Genomic DNA, 19,283 nt, shown 5'->3' with positions numbered 1-19,283 from the left:
ACCCGTTCAGCACTGAGCCGAACGCACGGTTGTACAAGACCGGCGACCTCGGTCGCTGGCTGGCCGATGGCACGCTGGAATACCTGGGCCGCAATGACTTCCAGGTGAAGATTCGTGGCTTCCGCATTGAGTTGGGTGAGATTGAGAATGCCCTGGTGGCCTACCCGGGTATCCGCGAGGCCGTGGTGATCGCGCGGGAGGATAGCCAAGGCGATGTGGAGAGCAAGCGTCTGGTCGCCTACGTCTGCGGCGAACCGGTCCCGGCCGAGCAACTGCGTAGCGCGTTGTTGAGTAGCCTGCCGGAGTACATGGTGCCCAGCGCCTTCGTCCACCTCGATGCCCTGCCCCTGACCGCCAACGGCAAGCTTGATCGTCGCGCCCTGCCGGCCCCTGGCCAGGATTCCCTGGCCAGCAAAACCTACGAGTCGCCCCAGGGCGACACCGAAATCGCCATTGCCGAAATCTGGAAAGGTTTGCTGCACCTGGACCAGGTCGGCCGCCATGACGGCTTCCTTGAACTCGGCGGCCACTCGTTGCTTGCCGTGCAACTGCTATCGCGGCTGCGGCGCAAGCTGGGCGCGCGACTGACCCTGCGCGAACTGTTCGACGCGCCGACCGTGCGCGGCCTCGCTGCGCTGGTGCAAGCGGCCGCGCCCACCGAGGCCGTGGCGATTCCCTTGGCCAATCGCGCGGGACGCCTACCGTTGTCTTTCTCGCAACAGCGGTTGTGGTTCCTCGATCATCTGGACCACGCGGCAGGCGCGGCCTATCACTTGCCACTGGCCTTGAGCCTGAAGGGAGCGCTGGATAAAGGGGCACTGCAAGCCACCCTCGACCGCCTGGTAGCACGTCACGAAACCTTGCGCACGCGCTTCGAACTGGTGGACGACGAGCCACTGCAAAAAATCGCCCCCGCCGACTATGGCTTCCGACTGGAGCAACAGGACCTGCGCGCAATCGCCCCCGCTGAACGCCAGGCCACGCTTGAGCACCTCGGCCACATCAACGCCACGCAGCTGTTCGACTTGCACAGAGGGCCACTGCTGCGCGGCCACCTGGTGCAACTGGCCGATGAGGAACATGTGCTGTTCATCACCTTGCACCACATCGTTTCCGACGGTTGGTCCAACAGCGTGCTGGCCCGTGAGGTCAGCGTGCTCTACAACGCCTTCACCCAAAGCCAGAAAGATCCGTTGCCGCCCCTGGCGCTGCAGTATGTCGACTATGCCGCCTGGCAACGGCAATCCCTTGAAGGCCCGGCGCTGCAAGCGCAGATCGACTTCTGGCGGCAACACCTTGAGGGGGCGCCCGTGCTGCTGAACCTGCCGCTGGATCGTCCGCGACCGACGATACAGCGGTATACCGGCGGCATCATCGAGTGCAGCTTTTCGCCAGCCCTCAGCGCCGATCTGCGCGCGTTCAGCCAGGCCCGGGGCACCACCTTGTTCATGGTGCTGCTGGCGGGCTGGTCGGTGTTGATGAGTCACCTGAGCGACCAGACGGATGTGGTGGTTGGCACGCCGGTGGCCAATCGTCAGCGTCCGGAGCTGGAGGCGTTGATCGGTTTCTTCGCCAATACCCTGGCGTTGAGAGTCACCACCAGGCGCGACACCCGCATCGACGAACTGCTGGGGCGAATCAAGGATCTGACCTTGGCCGCCTACAATCACCAGGACCTGCCTTTCGAACAGGTGGTGAGCGCCCTGCAGCCGACTCGTAGCATGAGCCACAGCCCGTTGTTCCAGGTGATGTTGAGCCTGGACAACACGCCGCCGGCACCGTTGCAATTGCCCGGGCTTGAGGTGCAAACCCTCGCGAGCCCGCACAACACCACGCAGTTCGACCTGTCGCTGTCCCTGATCGACAATGGCGAGCGCATCGGTGGCAGTCTGCAATACGCCAACGACCTGTTCGATATCGCCACCGTGCAGAACATCGCCGGATTGTTTGCCACGGTCCTGGAAAACCTGGTGACCGACCCTCAGCAATCCATCGGTCAGTTGTTGCAGCGCACCCCAACGCTGGTGCGCTCGGCCAATGCCGTCGTCCAGCCCTCCATCGTCGAAGACGGCTCTACGCCGCTGCCTTACGAAGCGCCTCAAGGTGACACCGAGATTGCCATCGCGACCCTCTGGCAGGACCTGTTCAAACAGCAGCGGATCAGCCGCCATGACGACTTCTTCAGCCTCGGCGGCATTTCGCTGATGGCGGTGCAAATGGCCTCTCGCTTGCGCAAAATTCTTGGTAAACCGATCGCCGTGCGCGACCTGTTCGTCGAGCCGACCCTTGCCGGTTTCGCCAGGACTCTTGATGGCCAATCCCGGCCGGGAGCCCAGCGCAATCTGGTGCCGATCCGCCGTACCGGTTCCCAGCGGCCGCTGTATCTGGTCCACCCCCTGGGCGGCGAAGTGCAATATGCGCGGGATTTGGCGCCGGTGCTCGATCCCCAGATACCGGTCTATGGCTTGGCAGCCAGTGGCTTGGTGGCGGGCGAGGCACCGCTGGGCGATGTGCCGGCCATTGCAACGCGGTACCTGACAGCCATCCGTCAGGTCCAGCCGCAAGGTCCGTACCGGATCGCCGGTTGGTCGGCCGGTGGTCTGATCGCCTATGAAATGGCGCGTCAACTGCAGGCCGGCGGTGAAGTCGTGGAGTTCCTCGGCATCATCGATGCGTCGGCCCGTCCGGATCCGGTGCTGGAACAATCGATCAGCGAAGCGCAGTTCCTGATGGCCTGGCTGCCCCAGCAGGTCGACCCTGATCTGTTGCGGCAACTGACCATGCTGGCGGAACATTCGGACATCGACGCCATGCTGGCGCTGTGCACGAGCAACCGTCTGCTCCCGGAGGAGTTACCCAACGACATCGACGCCGCCCTGCTGCGCACTCATTTGGAAGTGGCTTATCGGATGCGACTGGCCATTGGCGCCTACGTCAGCCCACCCAGTGCGCTCAAGGTGTCGCTGTTCACCGCGAGCGAACAGCAACGTAGCGATCCGACCCTGGGCTGGCGTGCGTTGCTGCCCGATCAGGTGAGCGTGACGCCACTGCCCGGCACCCACAACACACTGGTCAAGCCCCCCCATGTGGCCCGGCTGGGGGAGGCAATTTCCCTGGCCTTGAAAACCGTCACCACGTCATAGACCGTCTTGGGCTGTCCTGCGAGCAATTCGCTGGGCAGCCCATGGTGTGGAAACTGACCCACCGCTATCGCGAGCAGGCTCGCTCGCACAAATTTCACTCCCAATCTGCGGGCCGAATTGTCCCTGTTTTCCGCTACAGACGTTTCCTACCTGCACCGCTTAAATACCCCCCAAGCTGAATCGTTTTTTGTGGATGGAGTCCACAGACGATGTCCGATCGCCCGCCGATCAGGACTGATACCCACCGCACGATCACTCTAAAAAAGGAGCTTTATGCATGTGATCATTACCGCCATCGGCTCAGCCGGTGACGTTCACCCATTCGTCGGGATCGGCCGCACCCTTGCAGCACGCGGGCATCGGATAACGTTCTGCGCCAGCGCGGCATTCGCGCCGGTGATCGAGCGCTGCGGCTTCAAGTTCCTGCCCTTGGGGACCCGTGAGGAGTATCAAGCGGTCATGGCTGACCCGGCGTTGTGGCACCCGCGCACGTCACTGCCCACCCTATGGAAAACCGTTGCCGGCACACTGCGCGAACAGTATCGGCTACTGGAGCAAGCGTGTGACGACGACACCGTCATGCTGGGTTCGTTGTGGGCGTTTTCCGCTCGCCTGCTGCAGGAAAGACACGGCATCCCACTGGTCACAGGCCAGGTCACACCGTTTGCCATCTGGTCGCCCCTCGCGCGCCCCGTCCATCCACCTGGAACGAACCTGCCGGCCTTCTTGCCGTATCCCTTGAGACGCCTGCTGCTAGGGGTCGTCGAGCACACCGTCCTCGATCGGCTTATGAAGCCTGAACTCAACGGTTTTCGCCGCGAGTTGGGTTTGCCCCCGGTCAAACGCATCATCAGTCAGTGGATCTCCTCGCCTGAGCGGGTATTGGGACTGTTCCCCGACTGGTTCGCACCGATCCAACAGGACTGGCCTGCCCAGACGGTACTCACTGGGTTCCCATTATTCGATGAATCCGGCTTCGAGGCGCTAGACGCCGAACTGCAGGACTTTTTGAGCGTGGCCCCACCCGTGGTGTTTACTCCGGGTTCGACGACGGTCAATGCCGAACAATATTTTGCCGCTGCGGCTCAAACGCTGAAGTTGATCGACCGCCGCGGCGTGTTCCTGACCAGCCAACCGGTAGACCCGTCGTTGTCCAGCGACGGCAGGATCCTGGTAAGGCCTTACGTCCCCATGAGCCAAATCCTGCCCCACACCTCGGCCCTGGTGCATCACGGCGGCGTCGGGACCACGGCCCTGGCAATCGCCGCCGGGGTGCCACAGATCACCACACCCTTTGCGCACGACCATTTCGACAACGCAGCGCGAATGCAACGTTTGGGATGCGGCTTGCAGGTTTCCACCCCGGCCACCGCCGAATCACTGGCCACAGCCCTGGACAAAGTGCTGAACAGTCCTGACGTGCGCGCCAGTTGTGACCGCTACAGCAAGCTGATGCCCAGTGGTGCCAGCGCCCGCACAGCAGCAGCGCTGCAAGTCGAGGCCGTCGCCCGCACCGCCATGTATCGCGTCGCGTAATCACGAATTGATTGGCGATTGACTCTGCGCTGCCCATGGCCTGGCCCCACGGCCTATTTTTCATTCGTTTCATCGGGCCAGCGGATCGGCCCACGGAGAACACCATGACCCAGACCCTGCCCGCATCAAACGCAGAGCACGTGCTTTATCCCCTCACCACCCCGCAACTGGACATCTGGCTGGACCAGGTGCTGCATGCCGACAGTCCGTTGTACAACATCGGCGGCTATGCCCGCATCAATGGCGCGGTCGACGCCACGCTGCTGCAGACGGCCTTCAACCAGGTCGTCAACGGACACGATGCCCTGCGGATCCAACTGGTGCCCGGCTCCAGCGAGCACCCTCTGCCGCGCCAACGTTTCCAGGGGCCGGTCGACGTCCCGCTGGCGGTGCACGACGTATCGGGCCATGCCGATCCAGAGGCCAGCGCACTGGCCTTGCTGCAGGCCAAGCTGCAAACCCCGTTTTCCTTTGATGATGGACTGCTGGTGCGCGCGGACCTGGTCAAGGTCCGGGAAGACCTCCACTACTGCTTCGTCAATTGCCATCACCTGATCATCGATGGCTGGTCCTTTGCCATGATTGGCCGAACACTCAGCCAGGCCTATACGGCCCTGCACGACCAGGTGCAAAACGCGGCACCGGCACCGACCTATCAAGCGTATGTCGAGCAGCAAGTTGCCAGCAAAGACTCGGTTTCGTTCCAGCGCCAACGCCAATACTGGTTGGAGAAATACCGCACGCTGCCCGAGCCCCTGCTCGCGCCCCGTCAGCCGGGTCGATTCGACCAGCGCCTGGCACCCAGCCAGAACCATGCCTGGCGCTTGCCTCGGGCGCTTTACAACCGTCTTGGCGAAAAAGCCAAGGCGGCGGGACAGGCAACGGTCTTCCACGTCATGCTCGGGGTGCTGTATAGCTACTTTGCGCGCACCGAGCAACGGGATGAAATCGTGATCGGCCTGCCCATCCTCAACCGGGCCAATGCCGCTCACAAGGCCACGATGGGCATGTTCGTCGGCATGAGCCCGGTCCGCCTTAGCCTGGGCACCGACCTGAGTTTCAGCGATCTGGTGGGCAAGATTGCCCTGACGCTCAAGCAGGATTATCGCTACCAGCGCTTCCCGCTGAGCGAATTGAACCGCGAGCTCGGCTTGCAGAACCTGGGCCGGCGCCAGTTGTTCGACGTGGTGGTGTCCTTCGAACAGGACCAGGACACCTGGTACGGACCTGCGCCGGCACAACCGGTCAAGCTCAGCAATGGCTACGAACAGATGCCATTGGCAATGCACGTTCGGGAGTCCGCACCAGAAGACGATGTGTGGATGCACTTCATCTACAACGAGGCCTATTTCGACGCGCCGCAGATCGAGGCCTTGCAACAACGCTTCATGAACATCCTGGAATGCGTGGCCGCCAATTTCGACGTGTCGGTCATGGCTCTCGACCCACTGCCACCCGCTGAGCGCCAACTGCTGCAGGAATGGAATCGCACCGACGTCGACTACCCCAAGGATGTGCTGCTGCATCAGTTGATCGAAGCCCAGGTCGCCGCTCGCCCCGACGCGATCGCGGTACGTTTCGCCGACCAGGCGCTAACCTATGAGGCGCTGAACCGCCAGGCCAACCGCCTGGCCCACGCCCTGCTGGAGACCGGGCTTGGCCGGGACGATCGCGTCGCCATCTGCATGGAGCGCAGCCTGGAGATGGTGGTCGGCTTGCTGGGCATTCTCAAAGCGGGTGCCGCCTACGTGCCGCTCGACCCGGGCTATCCGGCCGACCGCTTGAGCCATATGCTCAGCGACAGCGCACCCAGCGCCCTGATCACCACCCAAGGGTTATTGGCGAACCTGCCCGCCGTGACGATGCCCGTGCTGTGCCTGGATACCGAGGCTCAAGCATTGTCCCGACAACCGGCGCACAACCCGGACGCCGCTGCGCTCGGGCTGACGCCTCGGCACCTGGTCTACGTGATCTACACCTCGGGCTCCACCGGCTTGCCCAAAGGCGTGATGAACCAGCATGACGGGGTCGTGAATCGATTGCTCTGGGCGCGCGATGCCTATGGGGTCGATGAACACAGCCGGATCCTGCAAAAAACCCCGTTCAGTTTCGATGTGTCGGTCTGGGAGTTTTTCCTGCCGTTGCTCAGTGGCGCGCAACTGATCGTCGCCGCCCCCGACGGGCACAAGGACCCAAGCTATTTGATGGACATCATGGCGAGCGCCGGCATCACGCTGCTGCACTTTGTCCCGTCGATGTTGCAGGTCTTTCTCGACCAGGTGGAGCCGCAGCGGTTGCCCGCGCTCCGGCAGGTCCTGTGCAGCGGCGAGGCCTTGCCCCATGCCTTGCAGAAGCGCTTTTTCGAATACTTGCCAACGGTGCAGTTGCACAATCTCTACGGCCCCACCGAAGCGGCCATTGACGTGACGGCATGGCATTGCCGGCCCGATGTGCACGACGGCATCGTACCGATCGGACGGCCAATCGCGAACATCCAGATGCATGTCCTCGACGCGAACCTGAAACCACTGCCCCCGGGGGTGGCCGGCGAACTGCATATCGCAGGCCTCGGGGTCGCGCGAGGTTACCTGAACCGTCCCGAACTGACGGCCGAACGGTTTATCCATGACCCTTTGCGCAGCGAGCCCCAGGCCCGGCTGTACAAGACCGGCGACCTTGGGCGTTGGCTGCCCGATGGCAGCCTCGAATACCTGGGACGCAACGATTTCCAGGTAAAAATTCGCGGCCTGCGCATCGAATTGGGCGAGATAGAAGCCCACCTGCTCGCGTGCGACGGTGTCAAGGACGTGGTCGTGATCGCCCGCCAGGACGCCGGGGATGCATACCTCAGCGCCTATTGGGTGAGCGAGCCCGGATGCACGCCTTCTGCGCAAGCGCTGCAGAGGACCTTGCGCCAACAGGTGCCTGACTACATGGTGCCCAGGCACCTGATTGAGCTTGAGCAGTTCCCGTTAAGTGTCAACGGCAAGCTGGACCGCAAGGCCCTGCCCGAGCCAACAGCCACCCAGGGCACCGATACGACAGCGCCTCGCACGGCCTTGGAGCAGGCACTCGTCGAGCTGTGGCAGGAAAACCTCATGCGCTCGTCACTGGGCATTCATGACAACTACTTCATGCTGGGCGGCGACTCCCTGAAAGTCATCCACTTGCAGATCAACGCCCGTGAACAAGGCATTGCGCTGACCCTGGCGCAGGTCTACCAGTCCCCGACCATCGCCCAGTTGGCCGAGGCCCTGGAGTCCGGGCCAACGTCGGCCGCCAGCCTTGAGCCCTTGACCCATGTAGAGGCTTTCGCCCAGGTTCCGTCGGCGATCCGTCTGGCCAGCGAAGGCGTGTTCGATGACGTGTTTGCCGCCTCGCAGCTGCAGGTCGGGATGATTTATCACTCGATGATGCACCCGGATTCGGCGATCTATCACGACATCTTCCGCTACCGCTTGCGCCTGCGTTGGAATGCCCCCGCCTTTGAGCGAGCCTGCAAGGCATTGATCTGGCGTCACCCGGCCTTGCGCATGTCGTTCGATATCGGTCACGCCGAGGTGCCCATGGCCCGGGTGCACTCGACGGTCGAGCCCCCCGTGCACGTCATTGATGTCTGCTCGCTGAGCCCCGACGCCCGGACACAAGCCATTGCCAGCTACGTGGAGAAACGCAAGCGTTACCGCGAAGACTGGCATCGGGCGCCGCTGTATCAGTTTTGCGTGTTCGTCGCACAGAGCGAAATCGACCTGATCTTCAGCTTCCACCATGCGATTCTCGACGGTTGGAGCGTCGCCACCTTGATGCGCGACCTGGTCACGCTCTACACCTCGGCGCCTGGCACCGACGCACTGCCGGCCCTGACCACCACACCGGCCGACTTCGTGGCCCTGGAGCAAGAGGCCACGGCAACGGATACCCACCGCCGGTTCTGGCGCGACTACTTGCACGAGGCCCCCGCCGCCGCCATGACCAGCTGGGTTCATGCAGTGGCGCCAGACCCGACGCCACACCGCTCGGCCTACCGTGAACTGCCCGCCGCGGACCTGGCCCGCCTCGAAGCGTTCTGCCAGGCGCGGGACCTGCCCTTGCGCGCGGTCCTGCTGACGGCCCACGGCTTCGCCCAGGCGATCATGTCCAATCAAAAGGAAGTGCTGTGTGGCGTGATCAGCCATGGCCGGCCGGCGTTCGAAGATGCCGCCTCGATCCTGGGGCTGTTCCTCAATACCTTGCCGGTACGGTTCAGCAGCCAGGGCCAGAGCTGGCTGGCGATGATCCAGGCAACGATTGCCCAGGAACAACAGGTATTCGCCCATCGGCGCTATCCGTTCGCATTGATTCATCGCGAGACCGACGTGGCCTTGAACGTGGTGTTCAACTACGTCGACTTTTACGTGCTCAAGGACCTGCTGACCCAAGGCGAAGAAATCCTCACCGAGTGGGAAACCACGGAAGCGAGCAACTACGACTTGCTGACCACCCTGGGCCGCCACCCAGCCAACGGTTCGCTGATGGTGAAGATGGACTACTGCACCGCGCGTGTCCCCACCTGTCAGGTCGAAGCCTATGCCGATTACCTGCTGCGCACGCTGGAACTGATGATCGCCGCGCCTGACGCCAAACCGGCCATACCGGCCTGGCAGCCCCCCGTCGAACGAACCACGTCAAGCGCCACTGCCGCCTCGCCCCACGACAACCTCTCGAGCTTGTTATTGGACAGTTTCGCGCGCCATGGCGAGCAGACTGCCGTGAGTCTGGGCCAGGTGCGTCTGTCCTATGGTCAATTGCACGACACTTGCGCGCAACTGGTGAGCTGGCTGCAGCGGCACGGTATCGGCCAGGGTGACCGGGTCGCGATCATGATGCCCCGCTCGCCCGACCTGATCGTCGCGTTGTTGGGTGTCGTACAGGCTGGCGCCGCGTACGTCCCCATCGACCTGAGCTATCCGAACGAGCGTATCCAGCTGATTCTCGAAGACTCGCAACCACGCCTGGTGCTATTCGCCGATGCGTCTGCGGACCTGGCGATGACCCTGGCGGGCCAGGCCGATACGCGCCATTGGGACAGCGTGGTCGCCGGCTTCGACAACGATCTGGCGGGCAGCCACCAACGGGTGGCCGCCATTGCCGCCGGCGTCATGGCCGAAGACAACGCCTACTTGCTCTATACCTCGGGCTCGACCGGCCGCCCCAAAGGCGTGGCCATGCCGCACCAGGCATTGACCAATATGATCCTCTGGCAGAACCGTCAGCAGGCGCAGGACGTCAACGCGGCGCAACCGCTGAAGACGCTGCAATACGCGCCCATTTCGTTCGACGTTTCGTTCCAGGAAATTTTCTCGACCTTGTCCAGCGGGCATGAGCTGGTGATGATTGACGAAGGGTTGCGCTATGACTTCATCCGCTTGCTGAAGTTTATTGGCGCGCAAGAGGTCAATCGCCTGTTCCTGCCCTATGTCGCCTTCCAGGGTTTGGCTGAAGTCGCCACACAGCTCGGTATCCACCCCACCTCGTTGCGCCAGATCAACGTCGCTGGTGAGCAGCTGAAAATCACCGCCGAAATCCGTGCCCTGATTGACCGCCTCGGCATTTGTCGGATCGAGAACCACTATGGCCCGACCGAGGCCCATGTGGTCACGAGCCTGCGACTTGAAGGCGTGACGGCGACCTGGCCGAGCATGCCGCCCATCGGCACGCCCATCGACGGGGTGCGCATGCATGTCCTCGACGCGGCGGGCAACTCCTGCCCGGTCGGCGTGACGGGCGATCTGTTCATCGAAGGGGTCTGCCTTGCCAATGGCTACTGGAACCGTCCCGACCTGACCGACGAACGCTTTATCTATCGCCAGCTCGAAGGCCAGACCAGGCGCTTGTATGAAACCGCAGACATCGGCTTCTACTTGCCAGGGGGCGATCTCGTGTACCAAGGCCGCAGCGACGCCCAAGTCAAGATCCGCGGTTACCGCGTCGAGCTCGGCGAGATCGAAGTGGCCATGCTCGGCTCTGCCCGGTTCAGGGCCGACATCGAGCAGGTGGCGGTCATCGACAAGACAGCAACCGATGGCAGCCGTTATCTGGTGGGGTTCGTCCAGGCACTGCCGGGGTGCGAGCCGGACCTGGACCAATTCAAGGCGGAAATGCGCCTGGCACTGCCCGACTATATGGTGCCGAACACACTGGTCAGGATCGCGAAGCTACCGCTCGGGCCCACGGGCAAGATCGACCGGCAGCGCTTGCAGAAGATCGAAGTCCAGACCACCTTGCAGCGTCCCTTCATCGGCCCTCGCAATGCCATGGAGGATCTGCTGCAAGCCTACTGGCAGGAAACCCTGGACCTGGACAGCATCAGCATCCACGACAACTTCTTCGAGTTGGGGGGCAATTCGCTCAAGGCAGTACAACTGGTGGCCATGCTCGCCAGGCATCAACGCCTGGAACCTTCGCTGTCCGACTTCATCCAGGCGCCGACCATCGCCGAGTTCGCCCAAGTGCTGCAACAGACCGAAACCGGACACCCCGGCACCAGCGCGCTGGTGGACTTCAGGAATGCCACGCGCCGTCCGACGTTGTTCCTGGTCCACCCCATCGGCGGACACGTGCTGTGCTATGCGGCATTGGCACGGGTGCTCAAGGACCAGGTCCACCTGTATGCCCTGCAAGCGCCGGGCACATGGGATGCCCGCGAGCCGTTGCAATCGGTGCAGGCCCAGGCGGTGTACTACGCGGACGCCATTGAACAGGTCGCACCTGATGGCCCCTTGAACATCGGCGGCTGGTCTTATGGGGGCGTCGTGGCGTATGAGCTGGCGAGCGAGTTGCAGCGACGCGGACGGTGCCTGCATAACGTATTCCTGCTGGACACTATCGTGCGCGTCAGGCAGGGCGAGGTGCAGATAGAACGCAGCGAGTTCATGAACTGGTTCATGTGGGAATTGCTCAGCGGCGACGGACAGAAGGACTACGCCTACCACGCCCTGGACTTCTCCTCCCTGGACGACCCACAGGCCTTCGCGGCGATCCGGCAGCACGGCATCGACCAGGGCATTTTCGACGAGACCATCACCCTGGCGACGCTCGATCAGTTGTTCCGCGTGTTCCATGCCAACTGGCAAGGGCTGCTGGACTATCGCTTTGCGCCACTGGACCTGCCCATCACGTTGTTCGCGGCGGATGTCGAGCTGCCCGATGTGCTGCAAGCCCCTCATGAACTGGTGGGCACCGCCTTCCGCGACCCATACCGCGGCTGGCGCTCGATTGCGCCCCAGGTACAACGAGTCGCCGTGGAGGGTGACCATCTGACCATGATGCGTGAGCCGCACATCGAGCGTGTGGGTCAATTCATCCGGTCGCGGATCGACCTGGCCCGGGTCAGGAGCGTCGAGTCCGTGGGCGCATTGGCTTAACCGTGACCAACGATCACGGGGCCGGATTGACGGCCCCGCTTGACTCCATCGCCTGGTCATTCCGGGCTCGATACAGGTGAAACAGCATGACAGCACCCAAAAAAGCCATTGTCGCCGGCGCCGGGATCGGCGGGCTGACAGCCGCCATCGCGCTGCAGCGTGCGGGTTGGCAGGTCAAGGTCTTCGAAGCGGCCCAGACGCTGCGCACCGGTGGTACCGGCTTGTCCGTCATGGCCAATGCCATGGCCGCGTTGCATTCGATTGACGCCCATGTTCCGGTGGAACAGGCAGGCCAGGTGATCCGCGACTTCTTCTTCAAGAAACACCAGGGCGATGCCATCACCCGCATGCCGATCCACGAGATCGGCGAACAGCTGGGTCATCCCAGTGTGAATATCCAGCGCCCGCTGTTGCTACGTGCATTGGCACAACAGCTCGCACCCGACACCTTGCGAACCGGGTTGCGCTGCGCCGGGTATGACCCTCTTCCCGATGGCGTCATGGTGCGGTTCGAAGACGGCAGCCTGCAGGAAGCGGATCTGTTGATTGGCGCCGATGGCCTGAACTCGGTGATCCGCCAGCAGATGCTCGGCGAAACCCCCACACGCCCCTCGGGCTATGTCGCCTGGCTGGCGGTGGCGCCCTTCAGCCATCCGGTCATGACCGAAGGCTACGTGGCGCATTACTGGGGACGCGGCAAGCGCTTCGGGCTCTGCGATGTCGGGGACGGCCAGGCGTATTGGTGGGGCACCTGCAATCACGAGAACGCGGCGGATGCCGCCTTGAGCATCAGCAAGCAGGAAGTGCTCGCGGCCTACGCTGGCTGGGCGCCGGAAGTCGTGGCCGCCATCGAGGCCACCCCTGAGAGTGCCCTACTGAAAATGCATGCTCGGGATCGCCATCCCGTCGAGCAATTCTGCGATGGACACGTGGTGCTCTTGGGCGATGCGGCTCACCCCATGCTGCCCAGTCTGGGTCAAGGCGCGGCGCAGGCGATCGAGGATGCCGTAGTCCTGGCCGACCTGCTCGCGCGAACGCCGGACCTGCGCACCGCACTGCTGCATTACCAGGCCCATAGACACCCCCGGGCCAACGGGATCGTCAATGCCGCTCGCTTCATGAGCGGCATCGAGCAAGCCGAGTCGACCCTCGCCTGCTGGCTTCGAGAATGGTATTTGCGCCTGACGCCACAGCGCAGCCTGCGTAAAAAGAACATCGATATCCTCTCGTTCAAGCCCTGCGCGTAAACCGCCAGAACGGCCACTGGGCGACCAGGCTGGACGGCGCGGAACCCCGTCCGACCACCCACGCCCAGAGAGCGTCAATGACAGAAAGCGACTCCCATACAGACAAAAAACGACACACATCGGGATAAAAATCGCGAAATGAGAAGTCTTCACCATACTGGGAACCCAGGGTCGGGAGACTACTGCCAGACAACTCCTACAATGACGGCCATGAAAAACACAGCCGTTCAAGCACCAGCATACGAACACAACCCTTTAATTTAACTGGATATTTTTTCTAAGATCGCGCTGAAACCTGTCCCCGCAGCGATCACCACCGAGGAAAAAATCTTTGACCCAACGTGTTTTTTTTGCCCGCAGGTATCAAAAAACCAGCACCCAACGACTGAACCGGAATGTCCCTGTTTTCCCTTACAGACTTTTCCTACATGGAAACGCCTAATAGCCCTACCGGCTAAACCGTTTATGTCAATAGGTTCACAAGACCGATATTGACGCCAAGTATCAACTTCAGAAGAGGCTTCAGCATTTTAGAATGCGGTCGGATTTCTTCCGTCAACGGTCAGAGATGCGGAGTTTTTTCGAGTCAGCAGGATAAGGACAATGAATCGACATGCGTGTATTGAGGGGGCGGAAAAATCGCACCTCTACGTAGAGCTAGGAAAGCTGATTTCAAGTGTCGGACACGAGAGTTTCTTGACTAACATGCACCAGATGATCGAAACATCAGTGCCTGTCAGTCGACTCGAATTGAGTGAATGGACAGCCGACGCCCCCCAGTCGAATGTCCTCGATGTACAGCTGCTGGGGTATGCAGGTTCGGAAAAAAACGTGCACATGCAATCCCCCTGCCCCACCACGGCGATAGAGCGCAACGATCATCCGTTGGTGAAAAGAGTGTTGGAGGTGGATGACGCCCTGCTGATCCATCTGAACGCACGGATGAAGGACGAAAGAGGCAACGACTGCCTCGGCACCTCCCACCAATGCATTCTGATTTCACGCAAGGCCAACCGCCGTTGTGTGATTTCGTTGCAACGCCCCCAGGTACAGCGCGACTTTTCCCTCCAGGAACTGTCCTTTTTGAAGTACCTTTCCGAAACGCTGTTACCCCTGGCCGAGCGTCACGCGCACCTCAATCGTCAATGTTTCAAAGCCCCTGGCAGCGCCTCGAGCCATCCGCTCGATGCCGCCGATCAGAGCCAACTGCAGCGTGATTTCAACGATCGACTGAGCCCCTGCGATGTGACCCTTTCCGTGCGGGAAAAAGAGGTCTGCCTGGGCCTGCTGGCCGGGGGTACCGTGCCGGAGATCGCGGAAAAGCTACAGGTCAAGAACAGCTCCATCGAAACCTACCTCAAGCGTGCCGCCGCCAAGCTGGGCGTGAGCGGGCGGCATGGGCTGGCGAAGTGGATGATCGGATCATGACGGCCCGCCGCAACCCGCCTGCCTGCGCCTGTGGTGCATGGCCAGGCACCACAATGAGACAACAGGTCGATGCATAAACTCTTGAGTCCCCTGGCCGCCGCGGCGTTCATGCTGGGCGGTTGTTCGCTTATCCCGGACTACCAACGCCCCGCCGCACCGATCGCCGGGCAGTATCCGCAAACCTCGGCCTATGCCCCGGCCTTGTCGGGGCCCCTGGCGGCCGAACAGGGTTGGCGTGACCTGTTCCAGGATCCGGTGCTGGCACAACTGATCGAAAGCGCGCTGGCCAACAACCGCGACTTGCGGGTAGCGGCCCTGAACGTCGAGGCCTACCAGGCGCAGTATCGGATTCAACGGGCGGACCTCTTCCCGGCAATCAGTGCCAACGGCACCGGTTCGCACCAGCGCCTGCCGGCCAGCCTCAGCGGAACCGGCGACGCCGCCATCAGCCGTTCGTATTCCGCCACACTGGGGATCAGCGCCTATGAGCTGGACCTGTTCGGGCGCATACGCAGCCTCAGCGACCAGGCGTCGCTGACCTATCTGTCCAGTGAAGAAGCCCGGCGCAGCAGCCAATTGAGCCTGGTGGCCAGCGTCGCCAGTGCCTACCTGACCTGGCGTGCCGATCAGGAGCTGCTGGCGTTGACCCAGGACACGCTGCAATCCTACGAGCAAAGCCTGCGCCTGACCGAACGCAGCAACCAGGTCGGTACCGCCTCGGCCTTGAACCTGAGCCAATCGCGAACCTCGGTGGAAAGCGCCAGGGCCAGCCTGGCCAGGTTCCAGCGCCAGGTCGCCCAGGACCGCAACAACCTCACGTTGCTGGTGGGCACGTCGGTTGCCGATGACCTGCCCGGCCGCCCATTGTCATCGGACCTGCTCAGCGAAGTACCGGCGGGCCTGCCGTCGGACTTGCTGCAACGCCGGCCGGACATCCTTGGGGCCGAGTACCTGTTGCAATCGGCCAATGCCAATATCGGCGCGGCCCGTGCCGCGTTTTTCCCGAGCATCAGCCTGACAGCCAACGCAGGCAGTTCCAGCAAAGAACTGTCCGGGCTATTCAAGGGCGGGTCGGGCAGCTGGATGTTTCAACCGCAGATCAACCTGCCGATTTTCAACGCCGGCAGCCTTCGGGCGAGCCTGAACTACTCGAAAGTCCAGAAAGACATCCGCGTGGCGCAATACGAGAAAGCCATCCAGACCGCCTTCCAGGAAGTGTCCGATGGCCTCGCGGCGCGCAAGACCTATAAAGACCAATTGATCGCCCAGCGCGACCTGGTGCAAGCCAACCAGGACTACTACCGCCTGGCGGAGCGGCGCTATCGCATTGGCGTGGATAGCAGCCTGACGTTCCTTGATGCCCAACGCTCGCTGTTCAACGCCCAGCAAACCCTGATCGTCGACCGGCTCTCGCAACTGCTCGCTGAAGTCAACCTGTACAAGGCCCTGGGCGGGGGGTGGGTAGAACGCACAAGCAACGTGACTGTGAGGTGACTGCAGATGGGCACATTCGAACCCGGGACCCTGGTGCGCTTGCGCTCGGGAGGTAAGACGATGGTGGTCAAACATTCCTCGTCCATCTCCCAGATGCCGGATACCTTGCTGCTCCTGTGCGAGTACCGGGCCAAGAATCGCCTGGTGCAAGGCTTCTATGCGACACGCGACCTGATCCCAGCCGTCGCCGGTTCGGATACGGAGCGGTCGTAGCGGACGAAATAGACCGCTGTGACGAGGGAGTAAATCCCCTTGCCACAAATGCCACATCAGACCGTGCGCGAGTACTGAACCGTCTGGTTCGCGCCCAGGTACGCGTCGAAGGCCATGGCCACGTTGCGCATCATCAATTGTCCCTGGGGCAACAACACCAGCTCATCGTCGCGAAGGTCCAGCAACCCATCGCGCACCAGCTCCTGGAGCCGGTCCAGGGCATCGGCGAAGTACTCGGTAAACCGAATGCGATGGGCGCTCTCGATCCGCGCGAAATCGATGCGGCCGTGACACATCAATTCGCTGATGACCTCGCGCCGCAGGCGATCGTCGTCGCTCAGCCGATAACCACGTTGCACCGCCAGCAAGCCTTGATCCAACCGGGCGTAATACTGGGAAAGCTCCTTGACGTTCTGGTTGTAGCTGTCGCCCACCTTGCCGATCGAGGACACCCCCAGGCCTATCAAGTCACAGTCGGCGTGGGTGGAATAACCCTGGAAGTTACGCTGCAGGCTGCCCTGGGCGCGGGCGCGTACCAGTTCGTCATCCGGCAAGGCAAAGTGATCCATGCCGATGTAGACGTAGCCGGCTTCAGTCAGGCGATTGATGGTCAGTTCCAGCAACTCCAGCTTGCGCTCTGGCGGCGGCATGTCTTCTGGTCGGATCATCCGTTGCGCCCGCACCCGTTGCGGCAGGTGGGCGTAGCTGTAGGCCGCGATCCGGTCCGGACGCAGGGCGATGATCTTGCTCAAGGTGACATCGAAACTGGCAATGGTCTGCAAGGGCAGGCCGTAGATCAGATCGACGCTGACCGACCTGAAGCGCGCCAGGCGTGCGGCTTCCACCAGCTCGACAACCTGGGCTTCGCTTTGCACTCGATTGACAGCGATCTGCACCTGGGCATCGAAATCCTGGACGCCAAAGCTCAGACGGTTGAACCCCAGCTGGCGCAGGCCTTGGATCTGTTGCGCATCGATGGTCCGCGGGTCGACCTCGATGGAAAACTCATGGGCATCGCTGTCGTCCATGTCGAACGACTGGTGTAGGCAGTCCATCAGGTCGGCCAGTTGCTCATGGGTCAGGTACGTCGGCGTGCCCCCGCCCAGGTGCAGTTGAGTCAGTTTGCGCGAGCGGTCGAACAAGGCCGCCTGCAGGGCAATTTCGCGCTTGAGATAGCTCAGGTATTCGACGGCGCGATGGGTCTTGCGCGTGATGATTTTGTTGCACGCGCAGTAATAGCAGAGGCTCTGGCAGAACGGGATATGGATGTACACCGATATCGACTTGGGCGATGGCGCCTGGTTACTGCGTTGGGCAGCCTGCTGGTATTCGTCCATGGCAAAGGCCTGGTGGAACTGCGGCGCCGTCGGATAGGAGGTGTAGCGCGGCCCTGGGCGGTCGTATTTCTCCACCAGGGTACGATTGAAACCGGATGCAGCACTCATGATGGGTTCAACTTTTCAAAAGGGTGTGGGCCTGCGTCATCCAGTCCTGAGTCGAACAGATTGCAGATCGCATCGACGTTCAAGCGCCCGGCGGGCAGGATGCCGATAAACCGGCTCGACAGTTCGATCAATCCCTGGTCATGCAACGCTTCCAGCGACGGCCAGGCAGACGCGAAATGCTCGCGAAACACCAGGCCGAAACGTGCCTCGATGGCCAGGATATCCAGCTCCAGGTCACAGGAAAGCTGCTCGGTCACGCTCGCCTTGACCTGATCCTGCGCTTCGCAGCGCCAGCCGCGACACACCGGCAACTGCCCGGCGTCCAGCTGTTGGCAATATTGATGCAGGTCATCGGTGTTCTGTACATACAGGTGCTCGATCTGCGTGATGGCCGACAAACCGAAGCCCACATGATCACAGCAACCGTGACGGCTAAAACCCTGGCAATTGCGATGCAGGCGTCCGTGCTCCTGGGCCACCGCCAGGTCATCGTCGGCCCTGACGAACTGGCCCAGGCCGATGTAGTGATAACCGGCGTCAGTCAGTTGCTCACAGCAGATCCGCCGCATGGCGTCTTTGTCGACCGTGCTGCAAAAGGCGCCAGCGACCCCGGCGTTTTTCGAGCGATAACGATATGGTGCGCGGGCATAGTCGAAAACGTGCAACCGGTCCGGTTCCAGTTCGATCAGCGTCGCCAGTTTCAGGGCGAAACTGCTGGGCGTCTGCCAAGCGTGGCCATAGCCCAGGTCAATGTTGATGGAGCGAAAACCAAACGTGCGCGCCGCATCGATCAACGAATGGATCGGTGCCGGGTTCTGGTAGCAATCGACCGACAGATCGCTGTCGACGCCAATGTCGGGGACACCGATGCTGACATGGGTGAAACCCTGGTCACGGATCAGCCCCATGGTCGACCAATCCGTGTGGTGCAGGTCCACCTCGATGCTGTGATCGCCGCCGTCGTACTCATTGAAGTCGAAGCGCTTGCGCAGATCACCCATCAGCTTCTGCAGGTGAGCGATCACCGGTGTGCCACCGGTCAGGCAAAACTGCTCGACGCGTCGCCCTGCCCCCAGGTGGCACCCAACCAACCCCAGCTCATGCGTCAACCGTTGCAGATAGCCCTCGATCTCACCGCACCGGCAGTCGCTGGCCAGGGGCGAACACGACGCCAGCCGCAAACGCGAAGGCAGGTGCACCGCCAGGGACAAGGGCCGTCGTGTCTGCCGGCTGCTGCGTAACCCTCGAAGCAGGTCGAGCGAACCGATGCCTGTGTGGAATCTACGCGTACCGACCGGACAATCGAAATCAGCCACCACAGGGGCACGTCCCGAGGGTCGCTCACTGAGGGTATGGAACGGGTCGAACATGACA

At 62.0% G+C, this 19,283-nt stretch carries 9 protein-coding genes; 7 read left to right on the top strand and 2 right to left on the bottom strand.

Annotation, left to right across the window (positions count from 1 at the left end; all coding sequences use genetic code 11):
* The 7 genes from AACY31_RS22065 to AACY31_RS22035 form a co-directional block, all read left to right on the top strand.
* Nucleotides 1–3,143: condensation domain-containing protein (locus AACY31_RS22065; protein ID WP_339505080.1), on the top strand; the 3,143-nt coding region annotated here is incomplete at its 5' end.
* Nucleotides 3,144–3,416: 273 nt separating this feature from the next.
* Nucleotides 3,417–4,679, top strand: coding sequence for a glycosyltransferase (locus AACY31_RS22060; RefSeq protein WP_339483159.1), 1,263 nt, complete (start codon nucleotides 3,417–3,419; stop codon nucleotides 4,677–4,679).
* A 104-nt stretch (nucleotides 4,680–4,783) separates the two neighbouring features.
* The gene (locus AACY31_RS22055; protein WP_339505079.1) at nucleotides 4,784–12,082 is read left to right on the top strand and encodes an amino acid adenylation domain-containing protein; all 7,299 of its coding nucleotides are present in this window, start codon (nucleotides 4,784–4,786) and stop codon (nucleotides 12,080–12,082) included.
* 86 nt (nucleotides 12,083–12,168) lie between these two features.
* Entirely contained in the window at nucleotides 12,169–13,329 is a 1,161-nt protein-coding gene (locus AACY31_RS22050) for an FAD-dependent monooxygenase (protein ID WP_339505078.1), read from the top strand.
* A 603-nt stretch (nucleotides 13,330–13,932) separates the two neighbouring features.
* Nucleotides 13,933–14,757 carry a helix-turn-helix transcriptional regulator gene (locus AACY31_RS22045; RefSeq protein WP_339483165.1) on the top strand — a complete coding sequence of 275 codons (825 nt, stop codon included), beginning with the start codon at nucleotides 13,933–13,935 and terminating at the stop codon, nucleotides 14,755–14,757.
* Between the two features lie 69 nt (nucleotides 14,758–14,826).
* Complete coding sequence (gene adeC / locus AACY31_RS22040; protein ID WP_339483167.1) at nucleotides 14,827–16,251, top strand: AdeC/AdeK/OprM family multidrug efflux complex outer membrane factor; 1,425 nt, start codon at nucleotides 14,827–14,829, stop codon at nucleotides 16,249–16,251.
* A gap of 6 nt (nucleotides 16,252–16,257) precedes the next feature.
* Nucleotides 16,258–16,464: a hypothetical protein gene (locus tag AACY31_RS22035; RefSeq protein WP_339492986.1), complete on the top strand. Its 207-nt coding sequence runs from the start codon at nucleotides 16,258–16,260 to the stop codon at nucleotides 16,462–16,464.
* A gap of 56 nt (nucleotides 16,465–16,520) precedes the next feature.
* Here the strand turns inward: AACY31_RS22035 and hemN are convergent, their stop codons facing one another.
* Nucleotides 16,521–17,909, bottom strand: a complete 1,389-nt coding sequence (gene hemN / locus AACY31_RS22030) for an oxygen-independent coproporphyrinogen III oxidase (protein ID WP_339483171.1) — start codon at nucleotides 17,907–17,909, stop codon at nucleotides 16,521–16,523.
* Nucleotides 17,906–19,279: a coproporphyrinogen III oxidase gene (locus AACY31_RS22025; protein WP_339483173.1), complete on the bottom strand. Its 1,374-nt coding sequence runs from the start codon at nucleotides 19,277–19,279 to the stop codon at nucleotides 17,906–17,908. The genes hemN and AACY31_RS22025 overlap by 4 nt, the downstream gene beginning before the upstream one ends.
* Nucleotides 19,280–19,283 lie beyond the last annotated feature (4 nt).

Origin of the sequence: Pseudomonas sp. RL_105y_Pfl2_101 (genome assembly GCF_963970585.1) — a bacterium.
GTDB lineage: Bacteria > Pseudomonadota > Gammaproteobacteria > Pseudomonadales > Pseudomonadaceae > Aquipseudomonas.
This window is presented reverse-complemented; position numbering and strand designations above follow the sequence as displayed.

Bases quoted from the DNA above. Each gene is read 5' to 3' on its own strand.
- AACY31_RS22060 (WP_339483159.1), top strand. From the start codon at position 3,417: ATGCATGTGATCATTACCGCCATCGGCTCAGCCGGTGACGTTCACCCA.
- AACY31_RS22055 (WP_339505079.1), top strand. From the start codon at position 4,784: ATGACCCAGACCCTGCCCGCATCAAACGCAGAGCACGTGCTTTATCCC.
- AACY31_RS22050 (WP_339505078.1), top strand. From the start codon at position 12,169: ATGACAGCACCCAAAAAAGCCATTGTCGCCGGCGCCGGGATCGGCGGG.
- AACY31_RS22045 (WP_339483165.1), top strand. From the start codon at position 13,933: ATGAATCGACATGCGTGTATTGAGGGGGCGGAAAAATCGCACCTCTAC.
- adeC (WP_339483167.1), top strand. From the start codon at position 14,827: ATGCATAAACTCTTGAGTCCCCTGGCCGCCGCGGCGTTCATGCTGGGC.
- AACY31_RS22035 (WP_339492986.1), top strand. From the start codon at position 16,258: ATGGGCACATTCGAACCCGGGACCCTGGTGCGCTTGCGCTCGGGAGGT.
- hemN (WP_339483171.1), bottom strand. From the start codon at position 17,909: ATGAGTGCTGCATCCGGTTTCAATCGTACCCTGGTGGAGAAATACGAC.
- AACY31_RS22025 (WP_339483173.1), bottom strand. From the start codon at position 19,279: ATGTTCGACCCGTTCCATACCCTCAGTGAGCGACCCTCGGGACGTGCC.